General features: G+C 70.7%; 18 protein-coding genes. 10 read left to right on the forward strand and 8 right to left on the reverse strand.

Translation table 11 applies throughout. From position 1 onward, the window contains the following. Positions 1-70 precede the first annotated feature (70 nt). The 4 genes from ACFFQA_RS32230 to ACFFQA_RS32245 all read left to right on the forward strand — a co-directional run bounded on the left by ACFFQA_RS32230 (position 71) and on the right by ACFFQA_RS32245 (position 1,637). Positions 71-562 (forward strand): NlpC/P60 family protein, encoded by a 492-nt coding sequence (locus tag ACFFQA_RS32230; protein ID WP_377860505.1) that lies wholly within the window; start codon positions 71-73, stop codon positions 560-562. 116 nt (positions 563-678) lie between these two features. Then, entirely contained in the window at positions 679-1,014 is a 336-nt protein-coding gene (locus tag ACFFQA_RS32235) for an ArsR/SmtB family transcription factor (protein ID WP_377860507.1), read from the forward strand. 10 nt (positions 1,015-1,024) lie between these two features. Beyond that, complete coding sequence (locus ACFFQA_RS32240; RefSeq protein WP_377860509.1) at positions 1,025-1,459, forward strand: SRPBCC family protein; 435 nt, start codon at positions 1,025-1,027, stop codon at positions 1,457-1,459. Positions 1,460-1,481: 22 nt separating this feature from the next. Beyond that, positions 1,482-1,637 carry a hypothetical protein gene (locus ACFFQA_RS32245; RefSeq protein WP_377860511.1) on the forward strand — a complete coding sequence of 52 codons (156 nt, stop codon included), beginning with the start codon at positions 1,482-1,484 and terminating at the stop codon, positions 1,635-1,637. A gap of 249 nt (positions 1,638-1,886) precedes the next feature. Here ACFFQA_RS32245 and ACFFQA_RS32250 read toward each other — a convergent pair whose 3' ends face one another. The 5 genes from ACFFQA_RS32250 to ACFFQA_RS32270 all read right to left on the reverse strand — a co-directional run bounded on the left by ACFFQA_RS32250 (position 1,887) and on the right by ACFFQA_RS32270 (position 7,043). Beyond that, positions 1,887-2,468, reverse strand: coding sequence for a TetR/AcrR family transcriptional regulator (locus ACFFQA_RS32250; protein ID WP_377860513.1), 582 nt, complete (start codon positions 2,466-2,468; stop codon positions 1,887-1,889). Then, entirely contained in the window at positions 2,465-4,444 is a 1,980-nt protein-coding gene (locus ACFFQA_RS32255) for a YhgE/Pip family protein (protein ID WP_377860514.1), read from the reverse strand. Before ACFFQA_RS32255 ends, ACFFQA_RS32250 begins: the two co-directional genes overlap by 4 nt. Then, positions 4,441-5,121: an ATP-binding cassette domain-containing protein gene (locus ACFFQA_RS32260; RefSeq protein WP_377860516.1), complete on the reverse strand. Its 681-nt coding sequence runs from the start codon at positions 5,119-5,121 to the stop codon at positions 4,441-4,443. The genes ACFFQA_RS32255 and ACFFQA_RS32260 overlap by 4 nt, the downstream gene beginning before the upstream one ends. Before the next feature lie 128 nt (positions 5,122-5,249). After that, on the reverse strand, positions 5,250-6,203 hold the full coding sequence (locus ACFFQA_RS32265) for a GNAT family N-acetyltransferase (RefSeq protein ID WP_377860518.1): 954 nt from the start codon (positions 6,201-6,203) through the stop codon (positions 5,250-5,252). Positions 6,204-6,206: 3 nt separating this feature from the next. Continuing rightward, a complete protein-coding gene (locus tag ACFFQA_RS32270; protein ID WP_377860520.1) occupies positions 6,207-7,043 on the reverse strand; it encodes a class I SAM-dependent methyltransferase in 837 nt (278 codons plus the stop codon). Between the two features lie 255 nt (positions 7,044-7,298). On the opposite strand from ACFFQA_RS32270, the gene rpsA reads away from it, so the two are divergent. Both rpsA and ACFFQA_RS32280 read left to right on the forward strand, forming a co-directional pair. Then, on the forward strand, positions 7,299-8,822 hold the full coding sequence (gene rpsA / locus ACFFQA_RS32275; RefSeq protein ID WP_377860522.1) for a 30S ribosomal protein S1: 1,524 nt from the start codon (positions 7,299-7,301) through the stop codon (positions 8,820-8,822). A 173-nt stretch (positions 8,823-8,995) separates the two neighbouring features. Then, entirely contained in the window at positions 8,996-9,475 is a 480-nt protein-coding gene (locus ACFFQA_RS32280) for a GAF domain-containing protein (protein ID WP_377860524.1), read from the forward strand. Between the two features lie 18 nt (positions 9,476-9,493). On the opposite strand, the gene ACFFQA_RS32285 is transcribed toward ACFFQA_RS32280, so the two are convergent. Next, positions 9,494-10,126: a TetR/AcrR family transcriptional regulator gene (locus ACFFQA_RS32285; protein ID WP_377860526.1), complete on the reverse strand. Its 633-nt coding sequence runs from the start codon at positions 10,124-10,126 to the stop codon at positions 9,494-9,496. Between the two features lie 100 nt (positions 10,127-10,226). Here ACFFQA_RS32285 and ACFFQA_RS32290 point away from each other — a divergent pair, with 100 nt between their 5' ends. From ACFFQA_RS32290 to coaE, 3 genes are read left to right on the forward strand one after another with little or no spacing between them, the layout of a single operon-like run. Further along, complete coding sequence (locus ACFFQA_RS32290; RefSeq protein WP_377860528.1) at positions 10,227-11,726, forward strand: flavin-containing monooxygenase; 1,500 nt, start codon at positions 10,227-10,229, stop codon at positions 11,724-11,726. Next, positions 11,723-12,583: an SDR family oxidoreductase gene (locus ACFFQA_RS32295; RefSeq protein ID WP_377860530.1), complete on the forward strand. Its 861-nt coding sequence runs from the start codon at positions 11,723-11,725 to the stop codon at positions 12,581-12,583. Before ACFFQA_RS32290 ends, ACFFQA_RS32295 begins: the two co-directional genes overlap by 4 nt. A gap of 13 nt (positions 12,584-12,596) precedes the next feature. After that, the gene (gene coaE, locus ACFFQA_RS32300; RefSeq protein ID WP_377860531.1) at positions 12,597-13,787 is read left to right on the forward strand and encodes a dephospho-CoA kinase; all 1,191 of its coding nucleotides are present in this window, start codon (positions 12,597-12,599) and stop codon (positions 13,785-13,787) included. Between the two features lie 21 nt (positions 13,788-13,808). On the opposite strand, the gene ACFFQA_RS32305 is transcribed toward coaE, so the two are convergent. Both ACFFQA_RS32305 and ACFFQA_RS32310 read right to left on the reverse strand, forming a co-directional pair. After that, entirely contained in the window at positions 13,809-14,327 is a 519-nt protein-coding gene (locus ACFFQA_RS32305) for a ribonuclease FAU-1 family protein (RefSeq protein WP_377860533.1), read from the reverse strand. A gap of 156 nt (positions 14,328-14,483) precedes the next feature. Further along, the gene (locus ACFFQA_RS32310) at positions 14,484-15,023 is read right to left on the reverse strand and encodes a ribonuclease FAU-1 family protein (protein ID WP_377860535.1); all 540 of its coding nucleotides are present in this window, start codon (positions 15,021-15,023) and stop codon (positions 14,484-14,486) included. 109 nt (positions 15,024-15,132) lie between these two features. Between ACFFQA_RS32310 and ACFFQA_RS32315 the strand changes: the two genes are divergently transcribed. Continuing rightward, positions 15,133-16,224 (forward strand): DUF5685 family protein, encoded by a 1,092-nt coding sequence (locus ACFFQA_RS32315; RefSeq protein WP_377860537.1) that lies wholly within the window; start codon positions 15,133-15,135, stop codon positions 16,222-16,224. The last annotated feature ends 12 nt before the right edge of the window (positions 16,225-16,236 follow it).

Here is a 16,236-nt window from a genome sequence, read left to right on the forward strand (position 1 = left end):
GCGGGAGACAAGCGGCTTGTCGGATCTTCGGAAGCGGGTCCCCTGCCCCCATTCACAACGGAGGTTTGTGATGCGTCTGTCTGCTTTCGCCAAGCTCGGCACCGCCTGCGCGCTCACCCTCGCGACCGTCGGCGTCGCCGCACCCGCGGCAACGGCCGCCCCAGCGGGCCAGGCTGTCTCCGCGGCCGAGCTCGACGCCATCGCCGCAGCCCACCCGGCCGCCGCCCGCGCGGTGTCCTGGGCGAAGTCGATGGTCGGCAAGAGCCAGTACCACCACTACTGCGAGCTGTTCGTCGAGCTGGCGTACGGCACCAGCGGCCGGTTCGCCTCGGCGAAGTCGCACTACAACTGGCAGAAGTCCAACGGGCGGCTCAAGTCGGGCAACGCGCCCGCAGGCGCCCTGGTCTTCATGTACATGAACTCCACGTACGGCCACGTGGTGGTGTCGCTGGGCAACGGCACGGCCGTCAGCACCGGCCAGAAGAGCTCGAAGATCGAGATCCTGAGCACCGCGGGCAACGCGGGCTGGGCCGACGCCCCGAGCAGCTGGCCGGGCCGGTAGTCCGGGCCGACCGACGATCCCCTCCCAGCTGCCGTCCCAGCTGGGAGGGGATTTTTCCGCACGAATACTCAAGCAGCTACTTGACTGTTGGCGTGCTCCTGTCAATACTCAAGTGCATGCTTGACCATCAGGCCGGGTTGGACCGGCTCTTCCAGGCGCTGGCCGACGGCACGCGACGCGACATGGTCGAGCGGCTCGTCCGGGGCCCCGCCTCGGTGAGCGAGCTGGCCGCGTCGCGCTCCATGTCGTTGCAGGCCGTCATGCAGCACCTGCGGGTGCTCGAAGCCTGCGGGCTGGTGCGCACGGAGAAGGTGGGCCGGGTTCGCACCTGCGCCCTCCAGCCGCAGGGGCTGCGGCTGGTCGAGGAGTGGACCACCCGGCAGCGCACCGCCTGGGAGGGCCATCTGGACCGGCTCGGCGAGCTGCTGGCTGAACAACCGTCCGAGGACTGAGGAGCAAACCATGATCAAACACGCGACCTTCACGCTGGAGCGCGACTACTCGGCCCCGCCCGCCAAGGTCTTCGCCCTGTGGGCCGACCCGGCGAGCAAGGCCCGGTGGTTCGCCGGTCCAGGCTCCGAGCACGAGCTCGACTTCCGGGAAGGTGGCGCGGAGACGGCTCGTGGGGTCCGTGACGGCGTCGAACTGAGCTTCGAGACCGTCTACCGCGAGATCGTCACCGGCAGCCGCATCGTCTACAGCTCCGTGCTGCGCGCGGGAAAGACCGTCGCGACGGCGTCGCTGACCTCCGTGCAGTTCGAGCCGACGGAGCGGGGCGCGCGGCTGGTCCTCACCGAACAGGGCGCCTACCTTGACGGCCACGAGGAGCCGGAGTGGCGGCGGCAGGGCACCGAGTCCCAGCTCGTCGCTCTGGAGGCCTGCCTCAGCGCGCCATGACGCCGCTGCCGGGCTCCGAGGCGTGGACGGCGATGTCAGCGAAACCATGTTCGCGGAACGCGGCGGCGAGCGGCAGCACTGTCCATTGTGGTCGCAGCTCGTGCATGTCCTGACAGCGGCCGATCAAGCGGTTGCCACGACCTTCGTGTCGTGTGGCGTCGTCACGGGCGGCGGCTAGCGCCTGTCCTGCAAGTCGGCTCGACGCCTCGGGGCCCCTAGGCGTCGAGCCGTCCCCGTGCTCGCAACGTGTGCGCGTCGGCTGGCTGGCGTGACCGGGTTTTCGCGTTTTGTCACCTTGATGCGGGATGGAGCGCTCCCATTTCGCATCAAGCCTACAAAACGCGAAGTGAGGGGCGGCGGGGCTGGGCGGCACCCGACGAGAGCGCAGCCGAGCGCGACCACGTTCCGTGCCGCGTTGCGGAGTGGGTCACGCGGCGGGAATGACCCCGCGCACGAGCAACATCACCGAGTCGCGCACCTGGTCGAGGCTCCGGTCCGGCTGGAAGACCTGCCAGTCCAGGGCCACGACCAGCAGCGTGCCGAACAGGGCGGCCGACGCGGTTCCCGCCTGCACGCCCTCCGGCAGCTTCCCGGCGTCGGCGGAACGCTGCACGACCTCCTTGAAGATGGCCACGATGTCGTCCCGCAGCAGGCTCAGCGTGCCGTGCCACTGCCCAGGGCTGCGCCACATCTCGCTCACCAGCAGCTGGCCGAAGGCGGGGTAGTCGCGGAAGAACTCCAGCGACGCGCCCACCAGGTGCTCCACCGCGTTGTCGTCGCCGTCCGGCCGGAGCCGCTGGGCGAGCAGGTCCACGCCGTGCCGCAGCAACGCGTCGATCAACGCGTCCTTGCTGCCGAAGTTGTAGTAGACGGTGCCCTTGGCCACCCCGGCCGCCGCGGCGATCTCGTCCACGGTCACCTCGGCGGCCCCGCGCTCGCCGAGCAGCCGGAGCGCGGCGTCGAAGAGCTTCTGCTTGGTCAGCGCGGTGCGCGCGGGGCGGGGGGTCACAGCACGAGTTCCGGCTTGAGGCGGTTGGGTGTCCACACCTTCTGCTTGTACGCGGCCACCACCGACAACAGCAAGCCGATCGCCAGATAGCCAGCCAACACCCCGATGTCGGTGCCCATGTTGGCCCAGCCGCCGCCGTAGATCAGGTGCCGCAGCCCATCGACCACATAGGACAGTGGGAGCACCAGGTGCAGCACGTGCAGCGGCTCCGGCGTCGTCTGCCACGGGAACGTGCCGCCCGCCGTGGTCAGCTGGAGCACCAGCAGCACCAGCGCGACGAACTTCCCGCTCGGTCCGAGCAGCGCGTTCAGGCCGTGCAGCACCGAGGTGAACGCCAGCGACGTCAGCACCATGAACCCGAGCGTGCCCAACGGGTTCGCCGGGCTGACCCCGATCGCGGTCGTCACCACGAGGAACAGCAGGGACACCTGGATGCTGCCGAGCAGCGCTGCGGGCAGCCAGCCGCCGACCGCGACCCGCCAGGGCGCGGCACCGGAGGTCAGTGCCCTGCGGGAGAGCGGGCGCACCAACAGGAACAGCACGAACGCGCCGATCCAGCTGGCCAGGCCGAGGAAGAACGGGGCGAGACCGGCACCGTAGCTGCCCGCCTTGTTCTCCCCGATGGCGCGCACCGAGATCGGGTCGCCGATGGTCTTCGCGGTGTCCTTGCGGGTCTGCTCGTCGAGGTCGGGGATGGTCTCCACACCGTCGTTGAGCTTGGTCGCCAGCTCCTTGTTGCCGTCGGCGACCTGGACCGCGCCGTCGGAGAGCTGCTTCGTGCCGTCGTAGAGCTGCCCGGAGCCGCTGCTGGCCTTCTTCAGCCCGTCGCGCAGCTCGGGGGTCTTGTCCGCCAGCTGCCCGGCGCCGTCGGCGAGCTGCTTGATCCCCGAGCTCAGCTGAGGGGTCTGCGCGGCGAGCGTGGCCGCGCCGTCGGAGACCTGCTTGGCGCCGTTGGCCAGCGTCCGCAGCTGCCCGGACAGGCCCTGCACCTTGTCGTTGGCCTGGTGCAGCGGCTTGCCTGCCTCGTTGACCAGCCCGAGCACCTTCTGCACCTGGTCCTCGGGCAGCCCGAGCGCCCGCAGCTTCTTGGCGAGGTCGTCGCGCTTGCCGTCGAGGGTGTCGATCAGGTGCTGTGCGCCGTCCGCGACCGCCTCGCCCTTGTCCGCCAGCTGCTTGTTGCCCTCGGCCACCTGCTTCGCGCCGTCGGCGAGCTGCTTGGACTTCGTGGGCAGCTCCGCGGTCTTCGTGCGCAGCTCGCCGAGCCCGGTGGAGAGCTTGCCCACCCCGTCGTTGAGCTTCTGCGCGCCGTCGGCGAGCTTGGTCAGGCCCGTGCCGAGCTCGTTGATCTTCTCCCGCGCGGTGCCGACACCGTCGCGCACCTTCGCCGACCCGTCGGCGAGCTTGCCGGCGCCCTCGGCGGCCTGCTGCGTCTTCTCCCGCATCGTGGAGAAACCCACCAGCAGCTTGTCGGCGGCCTCGGTGCCGACCTCGGAGGACACCGCGCGCCGCACCTCGCCGACCACCTTGTCCGCGATGGTGCTGACCAGGTAGTTGTTGGCGTCGTTGGTGGTCATCACGATGATGCCCTGCCGCGGCTTGTACTCGGCGGGGGACAGCAGCGCCTGCGAGAAGTCCGACGGCAGCGTGATCGAGAAGGTGTACCGACCGTCGCGCACGCCCGCGTCGGCGTCCTTCGAGTCGGTCTTGGTCCACGCGAACGTGCCCGAGTCGTCGAGCTTGTCGGCGATCTTCTGCCCGGCCTTCAGCTCGGTGCCGTCCGACCGCGTCGCGCCGGTGTCCTCGACCACGAGCGCGGCGGGCACCTCGCTGAGCTTCCCGTACGGGTCCCAGTTCGCGTAGAGGTAGAGCGCCCCGTAGAGCAGGGGGACCAGGGTGATCGCCAGCACGGCGAGCCGGGGGAGCTTCCCCGAGGTCAACCGTCGCAGCTCGTTCGCGGCGAGGCGGAACGGGGTCACTGTGCCATCTCCTGAGCTTCGTGCTTGCCGTGCCGGACGTGCACGGCCAACGGGGGTGGTTGCTCCTGGCTGCCGAGCCGTGCGGCGGGTATCCCCAGCAGCCGCGAGGACGTCTCGGTGCACAACGCGACGACGGCGAGGCCGAGTTCGGCCTGCTGCCGGGCCAGCGCCCACCACGCGTGCGGATCGTCGGTGTGCCGGTCGGGGCAGTCCATGACGAGCACTCCGACCCCGGGCCGCGTGGCCGCGGACTCCACGAGCAGCCGGGTCCGCGCGGTCGACGGCACGGTCTCGAAGCGCGAGTCGGCGTGCTGCTCGCAGCCGCGCTCGGCAAGCCACTCGCGCACGGCCCTGCGGTTCGCGGGCGCGCCCGCCATGGCCAGCTCCTCACCGATGACGTCGCGCAGCCGCAGGGAGCCCTCCGGCTCGGTCACGCCAGGGGCGTCGACCACGGCGACTCCGGCGCGCAGTCCCGACTCGTTCGTGCGACCGTCGAGCAGGACCGCGCCCTCGTGCGGTCGCATCCGCCCGGCGAGGGTCAGCGCGAGCACCGTGTGCCCGGCGCCCGGCTCGCCGGTGACCAGGGCGACCTGACCGGGGGCGACCCGCAGCGAGGTGGGGCGCAGCAGCGGTCCGTGCGGGCCGGTGACGCCCACCGCCTTGGCCTGGATCTCCACGAACGCCTCCTGCTTGAACTGACTGGTCAGTTCAAATAGTGGCGCGCGGGGTCGGTCGGGGCAACTCGATCGGTTGTGATCTCCGTCCGGACTACGCGAAACGGTCACCAGGACGGGTGAGGTGGGTCTCAGCGCAGCGCCGTCGCCGGGCGCGCCTCCCAGAGAGTCCACAGTGGACGATACCCCTGGCGTGGCCAGAACACCGACGACAGCGGGTTCGGCGGGTTGTAGTAGAGGTAGGTCCCGAACGCGCCCGCCCGCGCGAACTCCGCGTGCACCACGTCCATCAGCCGCCGCCCGATGCCGTTGCCCCGCGCGCCCGGCAGCACCGACGCGCAGTTGATGTAGCCCCAACGCCCCGGCCGCAACCGGCTTCCCGCCCAGCTGCCCTCGGTCACCGGTGTCCACGCGCAGTCGGCGAGCCCCAAGGTCATCCCGTCCCGCTCGGCCACCCACACCGGGTCGCCGTCGAGCAGTCGCTTGCGGAGCGCGTCCCGCTTGAGCGGCACGGCGTTCTCCCGCAACGACGCGGCGCCGACCAGCGCCGAGTACCGCAGCTCCGCGAGCGTCAGCTGGAGCATCGCGTCCATGTCCGCCGTCCGCGCCCGCCGCACCACCAGCGGCTCCACCCTCGGCACCGGCTGAGGGGCCGCGCGCCGCACCGCGAGCGTGGTCAGCGGCGCGAACCCGTGGTCGAGCAGCGCCCTCGTCGCCTCGGCGTCCCGGCTCGGCCAGCTGACCAGGCACGCGGAGTCCGTCGTCGGCGGGCCGATCGCCCGCATCCGCTCCGCCCACACCCGCAGCAGCGCGTCCATGCCCGCGCCCCCGGTGTCACCGACGAGCGGCAGCAGCTCCCAGACCTCGGCGGCCGACCACAGCCGGTGCGCCGAGCCCGCCGGGTGGGAAGCGTGCACCAGGCCGCCCGTGACCCGGCGGCCGTCCGGCAGCGCGGCGGTCAGCGCCTCCACCCGGGTGTCGTGCGAGGAGCTCGGCAGGGGAGCGGCCGCGGGCAGCGCGGGGTCCAGCGCCGCGAACCTGCTCCGCTGGGCAGCCAGCAGGTCCGCGTCCTCGCCGTGCGCCATGCCCTACAGCTTCTCGCACAGGAAGATGGCGGTGCCGGGGAACAGCGCGCCGCGCAGCGGGCTCCACTGGCCCCAGGTCGCGGTGAGCCCGTCCGGCCACTCCGGCTCCACCATGTCCTTCAGCGCCATGCCCGCGCCGGTGATCGCGCGCACGAAGTCGCCGAGGGTGCGGTGGTGCTCCACGTAGGTCGCCCTGCCGAGCTCGTCGACCTCCACGTAGGGGGAGCGGTCGAAGTAGGACTGGATCACCGTCAGCCCGTCGGGGCCGGGGTCGTCCGGGAAGCACCAGCGCATCGGGTGGGTCACCGCGAACACCCAGCGGCCGCCCGGCCGCAGCGTCCTGGCGACCTCGCGCATCAGCAGGCCCACGTCCGCGACGAAGGGCACGCCGCCGAACGCGGAGCAGACGATGTCGAAGGACTCCGCGGCGAACGGCAGCGCGTCGCCGCTGGCCTGAACCAGCGGCACGTGGATGCCCGTCGTGGCGTTGTCCCGCGCCGCGTGCCGCAGCATCCCCGCCGAGACGTCCAGCGCGGTCGCGCGCGCGCCCTGCGCGGCCAGCCAGCGGGCGCAGGCGGCCATGCCGCACCCGAGCTCCAGCACGTCCAGCCCGGCGACGTCTCCAAGGAGGTGGGCATCCGCCTCACGCAGCCGCTCCGGGCACCACACGAAGTCCGCGTCGCCCAGGAACGCCCCGTGCTCGGCGCGGTAGTCGTCGGCGTCCGCGTCCCACCAGGCCATACTCGCCAGCCGCGACTCCACCACCCCGGCCGCGCGTTTGACGATCCCGATGGTTCCCAGGGCCCGTTCCGCGCTGGCGTGCTGGTGCTGGTCGGACACACTGCTCCTAATGGGGCGAGATCGGGGTAACCGGTTTGCCCGGCTGTCGAGCAGGCGCGTACGATACCGGTCGCGCGGTGGGTGCGCGCTGCCTGCTACCGGCATCTCTCTCACGAAGCAGAAGCTCGGAACAGGGGGCGCTCGTCGCTCGTTGTTGGCCTTGTAGCACTATGACTTGCGCCGGCTAGACAAAGCCCGCAGCGAAAGAACGTGCAGAGGCCAACTACACCTATCCGTACCGGAGCACCCCACCTAATGTCCACCGACACCGTCACCATCCCTTCCTACACCGGTCCCGCGCCTGCCAAGACCCAGGTCGCGGTCAACGACATCGGGACGGAAGAGGACTTCCTCGCCGCCATCGACAAGACCATCAAGTACTTCAACGATGGCGACATCGTCGAGGGCACCATCGTCAAGGTCGACCGTGACGAGGTGCTGCTCGACATCGGCTACAAGACCGAGGGCGTCATCCCCTCGCGCGAGCTGTCGATCAAGCACGACGTCGACCCGGCCGAGGTCGTCTCAGTCGGTGACCACGTCGAGGCCCTGGTTCTCCAGAAGGAGGACAAGGAAGGCCGCCTGATCCTGTCCAAGAAGCGCGCCCAGTACGAGCGCGCCTGGGGCACGATCGAGGCCCTCAAGGAGAAGGACGAGCCCGTCAAGGGCACTGTCATCGAGGTCGTCAAGGGTGGGCTCATCCTGGACATCGGCCTCCGTGGCTTCCTTCCCGCCTCGCTGGTGGAGATGCGCCGCGTCCGCGACCTGCAGCCCTACGTCGGCCGCGAGCTCGAGGCGAAGATCATCGAGCTGGACAAGAACCGCAACAACGTGGTCCTGTCCCGCCGCGCCTGGCTGGAGCAGACCCAGTCCGAGGTCCGCAGCGAGTTCCTCAACCAGCTGCAGAAGGGCCAGGTCCGCAAGGGCGTCGTGTCCTCCATCGTCAACTTCGGTGCCTTCGTGGACCTGGGTGGCGTCGACGGCCTGGTGCACGTCTCCGAGCTGTCCTGGAAGCACATCGACCACCCGAGCGAGGTCGTCGAGGTCGGCCAGGAGGTCACCGTCGAGGTCCTCGACGTCGACATGGAGCGCGAGCGCGTGTCGCTCTCGCTCAAGGCGACGCAGGAAGACCCGTGGCGTCAGTTCGCCCGCACCCACGCGATCGGCCAGATCGTGCCGGGCAAGGTCACCAAGCTGGTTCCGTTCGGTGCGTTCGTCCGCGTGGACGAGGGCATCGAGGGCCTGGTCCACATCTCCGAGCTGGCCGAGCGCCACGTCGAGATCCCGGAGCAGGTCGTCCAGGTCGGCGACGAGGTCATGGTCAAGGTCATCGACATCGACCTGGACCGTCGCCGCATCTCGCTGTCGCTGAAGCAGGCCAACGAGGGCTTCACCGCGGACTCGGAGTTCGACCCGACCCAGTACGGCATGGCCGCCGAGTACGACGCCGAGGGCAACTACATCTACCCCGAGGGCTTCGACCCGGAGACCCAGGACTGGCTCGAGGGCTACGACAAGCAGCGTGAGGAGTGGGAGCGGCAGTACGCCGAGGCCCGCCAGCGCTACGACGCCCACATCAAGCAGGTCGTCAAGGCCTCCGAGGCCGAGGCGGAGGCCGCTGCGGGCGGTGGCGCCGAGGCCGCGGCCGCGGGTGCCGGCTCCGCCGGTGGCGCCGCGTCGGGTGGCAACTACTCCTCGGGCGGCGAGTCCTCCGGCTCGCTGGCCAGCGACGAGCAGCTCGCGGCTCTGCGCGAGAAGCTCTCCGGCGGCCAGTCCTGATCACCTGATCGGACCGGTACCCCAGCTTCACGACGAGGGCCCCGCACCACTTCCCGTGGTGCGGGGCCCTTCGTCTGCTCGGCACACGTCGCCGCCGACACGGCATCCGGAGTAACGGAAGCCGACCTGTTCGGCCTATGACCGGGTGCGGGAGGGCTCGTTACGGTCACGGTATGACGCCCTCTTTAGAGATCTTCGAGCAGGTCCAGTCGCTGGAAGACGTCTACCGGATCGTGCGCACCACGGCACGGGCCCGGTTGCGGGCACATGGTGCGACCGTTGTGCTGCTGGACGGCGACAGGTGCTACTACGCCGACGAGGACGCCATGAGCCCGTTGTGGAAGGGGCAACGGTTCCCGGCGGCCAAGTGCATCAGCGGATGGGCGATGCGGCACCGCGAAACCGTGGCCATTCCCGACATCCGCGTCGATGAACGGGTCCCGCAGGCGGCTTACAGACCCACCTTCGTGCGCAGTCTGCTGATGGCGCCCATCCTGCGGCCCGAACCGATCGGCGCGATCGGCATCTACTGGGCCGTGCGGCACATCGCGACCCGGCAGGAGATCGCAGCCCTCGAAGAGCTCGCCTCCCGCAGCGGTGACGCGTTGGAACGCTTTCCCGAAGGCCTGCCGGACCGCAGCTTCCTGCCCTGACCCGCCGGCCCGGGGTTCTCAGCCGGTGAGGGCTTCGAGCTGTTCGGGGGAGAAGGGCAGCGCGCGCAGGAGGGACTGGCGCAGCAGCTCGACCAGGTCCTCTCGGCCGAGCTGGGGACTCTCCACCCAGTGCAAGGCGATCTCCTCCACGAACGCGACCGCGCCGCGCACCAGCAGGGACAGCGCGGCGTCGACCTCGATCCCCGCCGCACCCAGGCTGTCGGCGAAGTACTGGGCGATGCGGGTCCGGCTGGAGTCCACCACCGCCCGCAGGTCCTCGTCGGCCGCCGCGGCCCCGCGCACCAGGGACAGGTAGCCGTTGCGGGTGCGCTCCACGTAGGTCACGTAGCTGCGCAGGCCCTCGGTCAGCTGGTCGATCGGGGAGAGCGCCGGGTCCGGGCGGACGCGCTCCACCAGGTCCTCGATGGTCGCGCTGACCACCTCCAGCACGATGTCGCCCCTGGTGGGGAAGTAGTGGAACAGCAGAGGGTTGGAGATGCCCGCGCGCCTGGCCAGCTCGTTGGTGGAGAAGCCGTCGACGCCGCGTTCGATGATCAGCTCCGTGGCCAGCTCCAGCAGCTGGGCCCTGCGCGCGTCCCGGGTCATCCGGCCGCGGGTGCGCCCGGGTACGGGCTCGGTGATCGACGACATGGGCCCAGTGTAAGGACCCGTCGCCACTATTGACTTCCTCTCAACAGTCACCCTACCGTGTTGTTGAGTACTACTCAGTAAGCGGCGGAGGGTGCGGGACATGACCGAGCACGCGCACGTGTTGATCATCGGTACCGGCTTCTCCGGGCTGGGTGCCGCCTACCGGCTCCGGCAGCGCGGCGTCACCGACGTGCTGTTGCTGGAGCGGGCCGACGACGTGGGCGGGACCTGGCGCGACAACACCTATCCCGGCGCGGCCTGCGACGTGCCCTCGCTGCTCTACTCCTTCTCCTTCGCGCAGAACAGCGACTGGTCCCGGTCCTTCTCCTCGCAGCCGGAGATCCTGGAGTACCTGCGCCGCTTCGCCCGCGACAACGACATCTACCCGCGCTGCCGCTTCGGCCACGAGATGCTGGAGTCGCGCTGGGACCCGGAAGAGCTGCGCTGGCACGTCCGCACCGCGCGCGGGGAGTTCACCGGCGACATCCTCATCCTCGGCGCCGGGCCGCTGTCCGAGCCGTCGATCCCGGAGATCCCCGGACTGGAGTCCTTCGAGGGCGTGATGTTCCACTCCGCGCGGTGGAACCACGAGCACGACCTCACCGGCAAGAACGTCGCGGTGATCGGCACCGGCTCCTCCGCCGTGCAGTTCGTGCCGAAGATCCAGCCCAAGACGGCGAAGCTGCACGTGTTCCAGCGGACGGCGCACTGGACGATGCCGAGGTGGGACCGCAAGGTCAGCAGGATCGAGCGGTGGCTCTACGGGCGCTTACCCGCCGTGCAACGCTTGGCGCGCTACGCCGTCTACTGGGGCCGGGAGAGCTTCGCGCTGGGGTTCACCGTGCAGCCCAAGATCCTGGGCGTTGCGCGCAAGGTCTCGTTGCGCAACCTCCGGCGGCAGGTCGAGGACCCGGTGCTGCGGGAGAAGCTGACCCCGAACTACGCCTTCGGCTGCAAGCGGGTCGTGGTCACCAGCGACTGGTACCCGACGCTGACCAAGCCGAACGTCGAGCTGGTCACCGACGGCATCGCCGAGATCCGGCCGAGCTCCATCGTCACCGCTGACGGCACCGAGCGCCCCGTGGACACCCTGATCTTCGGCACCGGCTTCCACGCCACCGACTTCCCGATCGGCAGGCGGATCTTCAACGGCGAGGGCGCGTCCCTGACGGGGCGGTGGCAGGACGATCCCGGCGCGTACCGCGGCACCACGATCGCCGGGTTCCCCAACCTGTTCATGCTCATCGGCCCGAACACCGGTCTCGGGCACACCTCGATGGTGTTCATCATCGAAAGCCAGCTCGCCTACGTGCTCGACGCCGTGGACCACCTGCGCCGCACCGACGTCACGGCCGTGGAACCGTTGCGGGAGCCGCAAATCCGCTTCAACAAGCGCATCCAGCGCCGGATGCGGCGGACGGTGTGGTCGCGCGGCGGCTGCTCCAGCTGGTACCTGGACGAGCAGGGCCGAAACATCGCGTTGTGGCCGAGCTTCAGCTTCACTCTTCGCATGGCCACCAGGAAGTTCGACCCCGACTCCTACCGTGCGCTGGTCCGTCCGCTCGCGGTGCGCTCCGAGCTGGCGGCGGCCGCCCGATGAGGACCGCGCTGATCACCGGAGCCGCCAGGGGCATCGGCGCGGCGACCGCGAGGGCACTCGCCGCACGGGGAACCCGGGTCGCGGTGGTCGGGCTGGAGCCGGAGCGCCTCGCGGCCCTCACCGACGAGCTCGGCCCGGGACACCTGTGGCATCCCGTCGACGTCACCGATCCCGTGTCGCTGCGCACCGCCGTTGACGCCACGGTTGCCAGCTTCGGCAGGCTCGACGTCGTGGTCGCCAACGCGGGCATCGTCAACTACGGCACGGTGCGCACCACCGAGCCCGCCGACTTCGCGCGGACCATCGACGTCAACGTGAACGGCGTCTTCAACACGGTGCGCGCGGCACTTCCGTGGATCATCGCCAGCCGGGGGCACGTGCTGACCATCGCCTCGCTCGCCTCGTTCACGCCCGTTGCGGGCATGGCGGCCTACGCGGCGAGCAAGGCCGGGGTGGACGCGATGACGTGCTCGCTGCGCAACGAGGTCGCTCACCTCGGCGTGACCGTCGGCTCCGCGCACTTCGGCTGGATCAACACCGACATGGTCCGCGACGCCGACGCGGAGCTGCCCAGCTTCGCCAGGATGCGGTCCCGGCTGCCCTGGCCCGCCAACTCCACGACCGAGGTCACCGACTGCGCCCGCGCGGTGGTGCGCGGCATCGAGCGCCGGTCGCGGCGGGTCTACGTGCCCGGTTCGGTCGCGGTCGCCTACTGGGCGCGCAGCCTGATCACCAGCCACGTCGCCGACCTCGTCATGCGCAAGGCGATGGGCGGCTTCATCGACCGCTACGAGGAGGAGACCGCCAGGCTGGGCCGCCCGGTCGGGAACCACGCGCACAAGGCCGAACGCAGCTGAGACAATCCCGTTCATGTTGCGTGTGGGGCTGACGGGTGGGATCGGGTCCGGCAAGTCGACGGTGTCGGCGCGGCTCGCCGAGCACGGCGCGGTGGTGATCGACTCCGACCTGCTGGCCAGGGAGGTCGTCGCGCCCGGAACGGACGGGCTGCGCGAGATCGTGGAGTCCTTCGGCGAAGGGGTCCTCGCGCCGGACGGCTCGCTGGACCGCGCCGCGCTCGCCGGGATCGTCTTCACCGACGACGCCGCCCGCCGCACGCTCAACGGGATCGTGCACCCCCGGGTCGCCGCCCGCACCGGCGAGATGATGGCGGCGGCGCCGCCGGAGTCGGTCGTCGTGCACGACGTGCCGCTTCTGGTGGAGAACGGCATGGCCCCGGCCTACCACCTGGTGCTGGTCGTGGACGCGCCGGTGGAGGAGCGGGTACGGCGGCTGGTCTCCGCGCGCGGCATGCCGGAGACCGACGCCCGCTCGCGGATCGCCTCGCAGGCCAGTGACGAGCAGCGCAGGGCCACCGCCGACGTGTGGCTTGACAACAGCGGCCCGAGGGACGCCGTTCTGTCCGAAGTGGACAGACTGTGGGCCGGGCGACTGGTGCCCTTCGAGAAGAACCTGCGGGAGCAGCGGGTGCACCGCGTCGGCGCTCCCGCGGTCGTCGACCACGACCCGTCCTGGCCCGCGCAGGCCGCGCGGTTGGTCAAGCGGATCGAGACCGCCACCGGCGGCAAGCCGGTGGAGCACATCGGCTCGACCTCGATCCCCGGCCTAGCGGCCAAGGACGTGATCGACCTCCAGGTCGGGGTCGAGTCCCTGGAGGAGGCCGACAAGCTGGCGCACGTGCTCGCCGAGGCGGGGTTCCCGCGCTATCCGGAGCCGCTGACCGACACGGTCATGCCCTCGCACCCCGATCCGGAGCTGTGGCGCAAGCGGGTGCACTGCTCCGCCGACCCCGGCCGCCCGGTCAACCTGCACGTCCGCGTCCGTGAGTGGCCCGCGTGGCGCTACGCCCTGGTCTTCCGCGACTGGATGCGTGCGCACCCTGACGAGGTCGCGGCGTATGCGGCGCTCAAGCGGGACCTCGCTCCCCGGTTCGCGCAGGACTCCGGGGCCACCCGCTACGCCGAGGCCAAGTCACCGTGGATGACCGCGGCCCTGGCGCGTGCCGTCGAGTGGGCCGACAGCCACGCCGACCGCGTCCGGTGACCCGGTCGGCGCGTCCGGTCGCTACAGCGGGGGCCAGGCCTCGTAGATGCCCATCGACGACAGCCAGCTGCTGATGTCGTGGCGCTGGTAGCTGATCTCCTCCAGCGTCCGGTGCACGATCCGCAGCGCGAGGTCGGCGTCCGGCGCCCGCAGGACGCGGCCCGCGACGGCCGCGGCGAACTCCTCGGAGCGCACGATCCGCGCCGTGGTCCCGCCGGGCACAGCGAGCCCGAGCAGCAGGTCCGTGGTGCGCCAGGAGCGGGTGTCCCGCTGGACGCGCACCGCGGTCAGCACGCTCGGCGCGCTGCGGGCGTGCCGTGATCTCGGCCGGTGGTACGTCAACCGCAGCCCGAGGTCCGGCAACAGCCAGGTGACCTCGCACTCGGAGAACGGATCCTCTGGGGTGGGGCACTCCGTCCGGAGACCCCACTGCTCGACCCGGCACGTAGTCAGCTGCCGGGCAGTTCCTGACGAGTAGTTTCGCACCGAGGTAAACGTGTCAACCACGTCGACCAGCTGCGGTGTGATGACCGCGCTCACAAATCGGAGAGTAGCGGGGACGGCGCGGGGCGTTACCGCCTGGGTCGATTTGTTACATCACGTCTGGTCAGTGCCTGGGTATCGATCCGGCTACGCCACTTGTCACGGCTCGCCCACGCCGATCGCCGGGTCACGCCTGGCGGCCCTCACGCACGGTCACGGTTTCCACGACAGGGCGATACCGCGTTCGGTGAGCCATTTCTCCAGGTCATAGCCGTTCCGGCTGACTCCGTCGACGGTGCTGTGCGTCACCGCGAGTGCTCGCTCGGCCTCCTCGGCGGCGATCAGGCCGGAGCCGAGCGCGGTCAGCAGCTCGTCGATGTCGAGCACCTCGATCGCGGAACCGGTGGTCACCAGAAGATCGAGATAGAGGTCCTTCGTCCGCCAGACGTTTCCGACGCGGCTGATATTCACTACATCGAGGTAATAGTCGAAGCTCTCCTCGCAGCCCGGGTGCCACGACCAGCGGCCCACGCGCAGCCCGAGATCGGGCAGCAGCCAGCTCCGGAAGTAGGCCAGGCGCGGATGGCCGGGCGTCGGCCGCGCCATGTACAGCCCGAAGGGCTCGGTCCGGTACTCGTCGACCTGGCGCACGAACCCCTTGGGGTCGGTGTTCGTCCCGGCGTCGACATCGAACACCTCCACCTTGGGCGGGTGGATGTGGTCTGGGCCCTGGTGGGCGGCGCTGAGCGTCACGCACTCCACGATCGCGACGGAAAAGTGATTCGTCCAGGCGGTTCACACGCCTGGTCGCGTCGTACGATCTTGCGGCTCGGCCCGGGGAGGCCGGATCCAAGGGGGATTCATGTTCGGCATCATCCGGCCCTGCCGCAACCGGCTGAACCAGCAGCTGCGCGAGGCATGGCTGGCGCACCTGTGCGGGCTCTGCCACGCGCTGCGCGACCAGCACGGCCAGTTCGCCCGCGTGGTGACCAACTACGACGGCCTGGTGATCTCCGTATTGGTCGAGGCGCAGTCGGCGAAGACCGCGCGCCGCAAGGCCGGCCCCTGTCCGCTGCGCGCGATGCTGCCCGCGCAGATCAGCATCGGCTCCGGCGCCCAGCTCGCCGCGGCCGTCTCCCTGGTGCTGGCCTCGGCCAAGGTCCGCGACCACGCCGAGGACGGGGACGGGGCCTTCGCCAACCGGCGGCTCGCCGGGGTCGGCCGCCGCGTCGCCACCCGCTGGGCCCGGCAGGGCGCGCGCACCGGCGAGAGCCTGGGCTTCGACACCGCCGTGCTCACCGAAGCCGTGCTGCGCCAAGGAGATCTGGAGCGCGGCATCGGCTCCGGCGACTCGCCGCTGCTGGCCACCGAGCCCACTGAGACCGCGACCGCCGCCGCCTTCTCCCACACCGCTGTCCTGGTCGGCCGCCCCGGCAACGCCGACGCGCTCGCCGAGGCCGGGCGCCTCTTCGGCCGCGTGGCGCACCTGCTCGACGCGGTGGAGGACCTGGCGGCTGACCGCGCATCGGGCTCGTGGAACCCTTTGCTGGCAACGGGAACGGACCTGGAGGAGGCCAGGCGGCTCTGCGACGACGCGGTCCTCGGCGTGCGGCTGGCGCTGAAGGAGGTCGAGTTCACCGACCAGCGCCTCGCGCACGCCTTGCTCGTGCACGAGCTGGAGGCCGCGGTGACGCGCACCTTCGCCCGGCACGCGGCCCCGGAGGAGCAGCAGGCTCCGGAGAAGCCGCGCCGCAACTGGGCCGCGGGCTGCGGGGTCGCGGCCTTCATGTTCTGCACCGGCCAGATCTGCTGCCGTGATCCCTACCCGGGCCCCTGGTCGCGCGAGCCGCGCGAGGCGTGGTGCTCGAACTGCGACTGCGGGGACTGCGGCTGTTCGGACTGCTGCTGCACCAAGTGCTGCGACGGGTGCGACTGCTGCGGCTGCGACTGCTGACCGGCGGAACCG

It is taken from the genome of Allokutzneria oryzae (assembly GCF_042429765.1).
GTDB lineage: Bacteria > Actinomycetota > Actinomycetes > Mycobacteriales > Pseudonocardiaceae > Allokutzneria > Allokutzneria oryzae.

Coding starts and splice junctions, on each gene's coding strand:
- ACFFQA_RS32280 (WP_377860524.1), top strand. CDS start 8,996: ATGACGCCCTCTTTAGAGATCTTCGAGCAGGTCCAGTCGCTGGAAGAC.
- ACFFQA_RS32265 (WP_377860518.1), bottom strand. CDS start 6,203: ATGGCGCACGGCGAGGACGCGGACCTGCTGGCTGCCCAGCGGAGCAGG.
- rpsA (WP_377860522.1), top strand. CDS start 7,299: ATGTCCACCGACACCGTCACCATCCCTTCCTACACCGGTCCCGCGCCT.
- ACFFQA_RS32315 (WP_377860537.1), top strand. CDS start 15,133: ATGTTCGGCATCATCCGGCCCTGCCGCAACCGGCTGAACCAGCAGCTG.
- coaE (WP_377860531.1), top strand. CDS start 12,597: ATGTTGCGTGTGGGGCTGACGGGTGGGATCGGGTCCGGCAAGTCGACG.
- ACFFQA_RS32285 (WP_377860526.1), bottom strand. CDS start 10,126: ATGTCGTCGATCACCGAGCCCGTACCCGGGCGCACCCGCGGCCGGATG.
- ACFFQA_RS32240 (WP_377860509.1), top strand. CDS start 1,025: ATGATCAAACACGCGACCTTCACGCTGGAGCGCGACTACTCGGCCCCG.
- ACFFQA_RS32290 (WP_377860528.1), top strand. CDS start 10,227: ATGACCGAGCACGCGCACGTGTTGATCATCGGTACCGGCTTCTCCGGG.
- ACFFQA_RS32230 (WP_377860505.1), top strand. CDS start 71: ATGCGTCTGTCTGCTTTCGCCAAGCTCGGCACCGCCTGCGCGCTCACC.
- ACFFQA_RS32295 (WP_377860530.1), top strand. CDS start 11,723: ATGAGGACCGCGCTGATCACCGGAGCCGCCAGGGGCATCGGCGCGGCG.
- ACFFQA_RS32235 (WP_377860507.1), top strand. CDS start 679: ATGCTTGACCATCAGGCCGGGTTGGACCGGCTCTTCCAGGCGCTGGCC.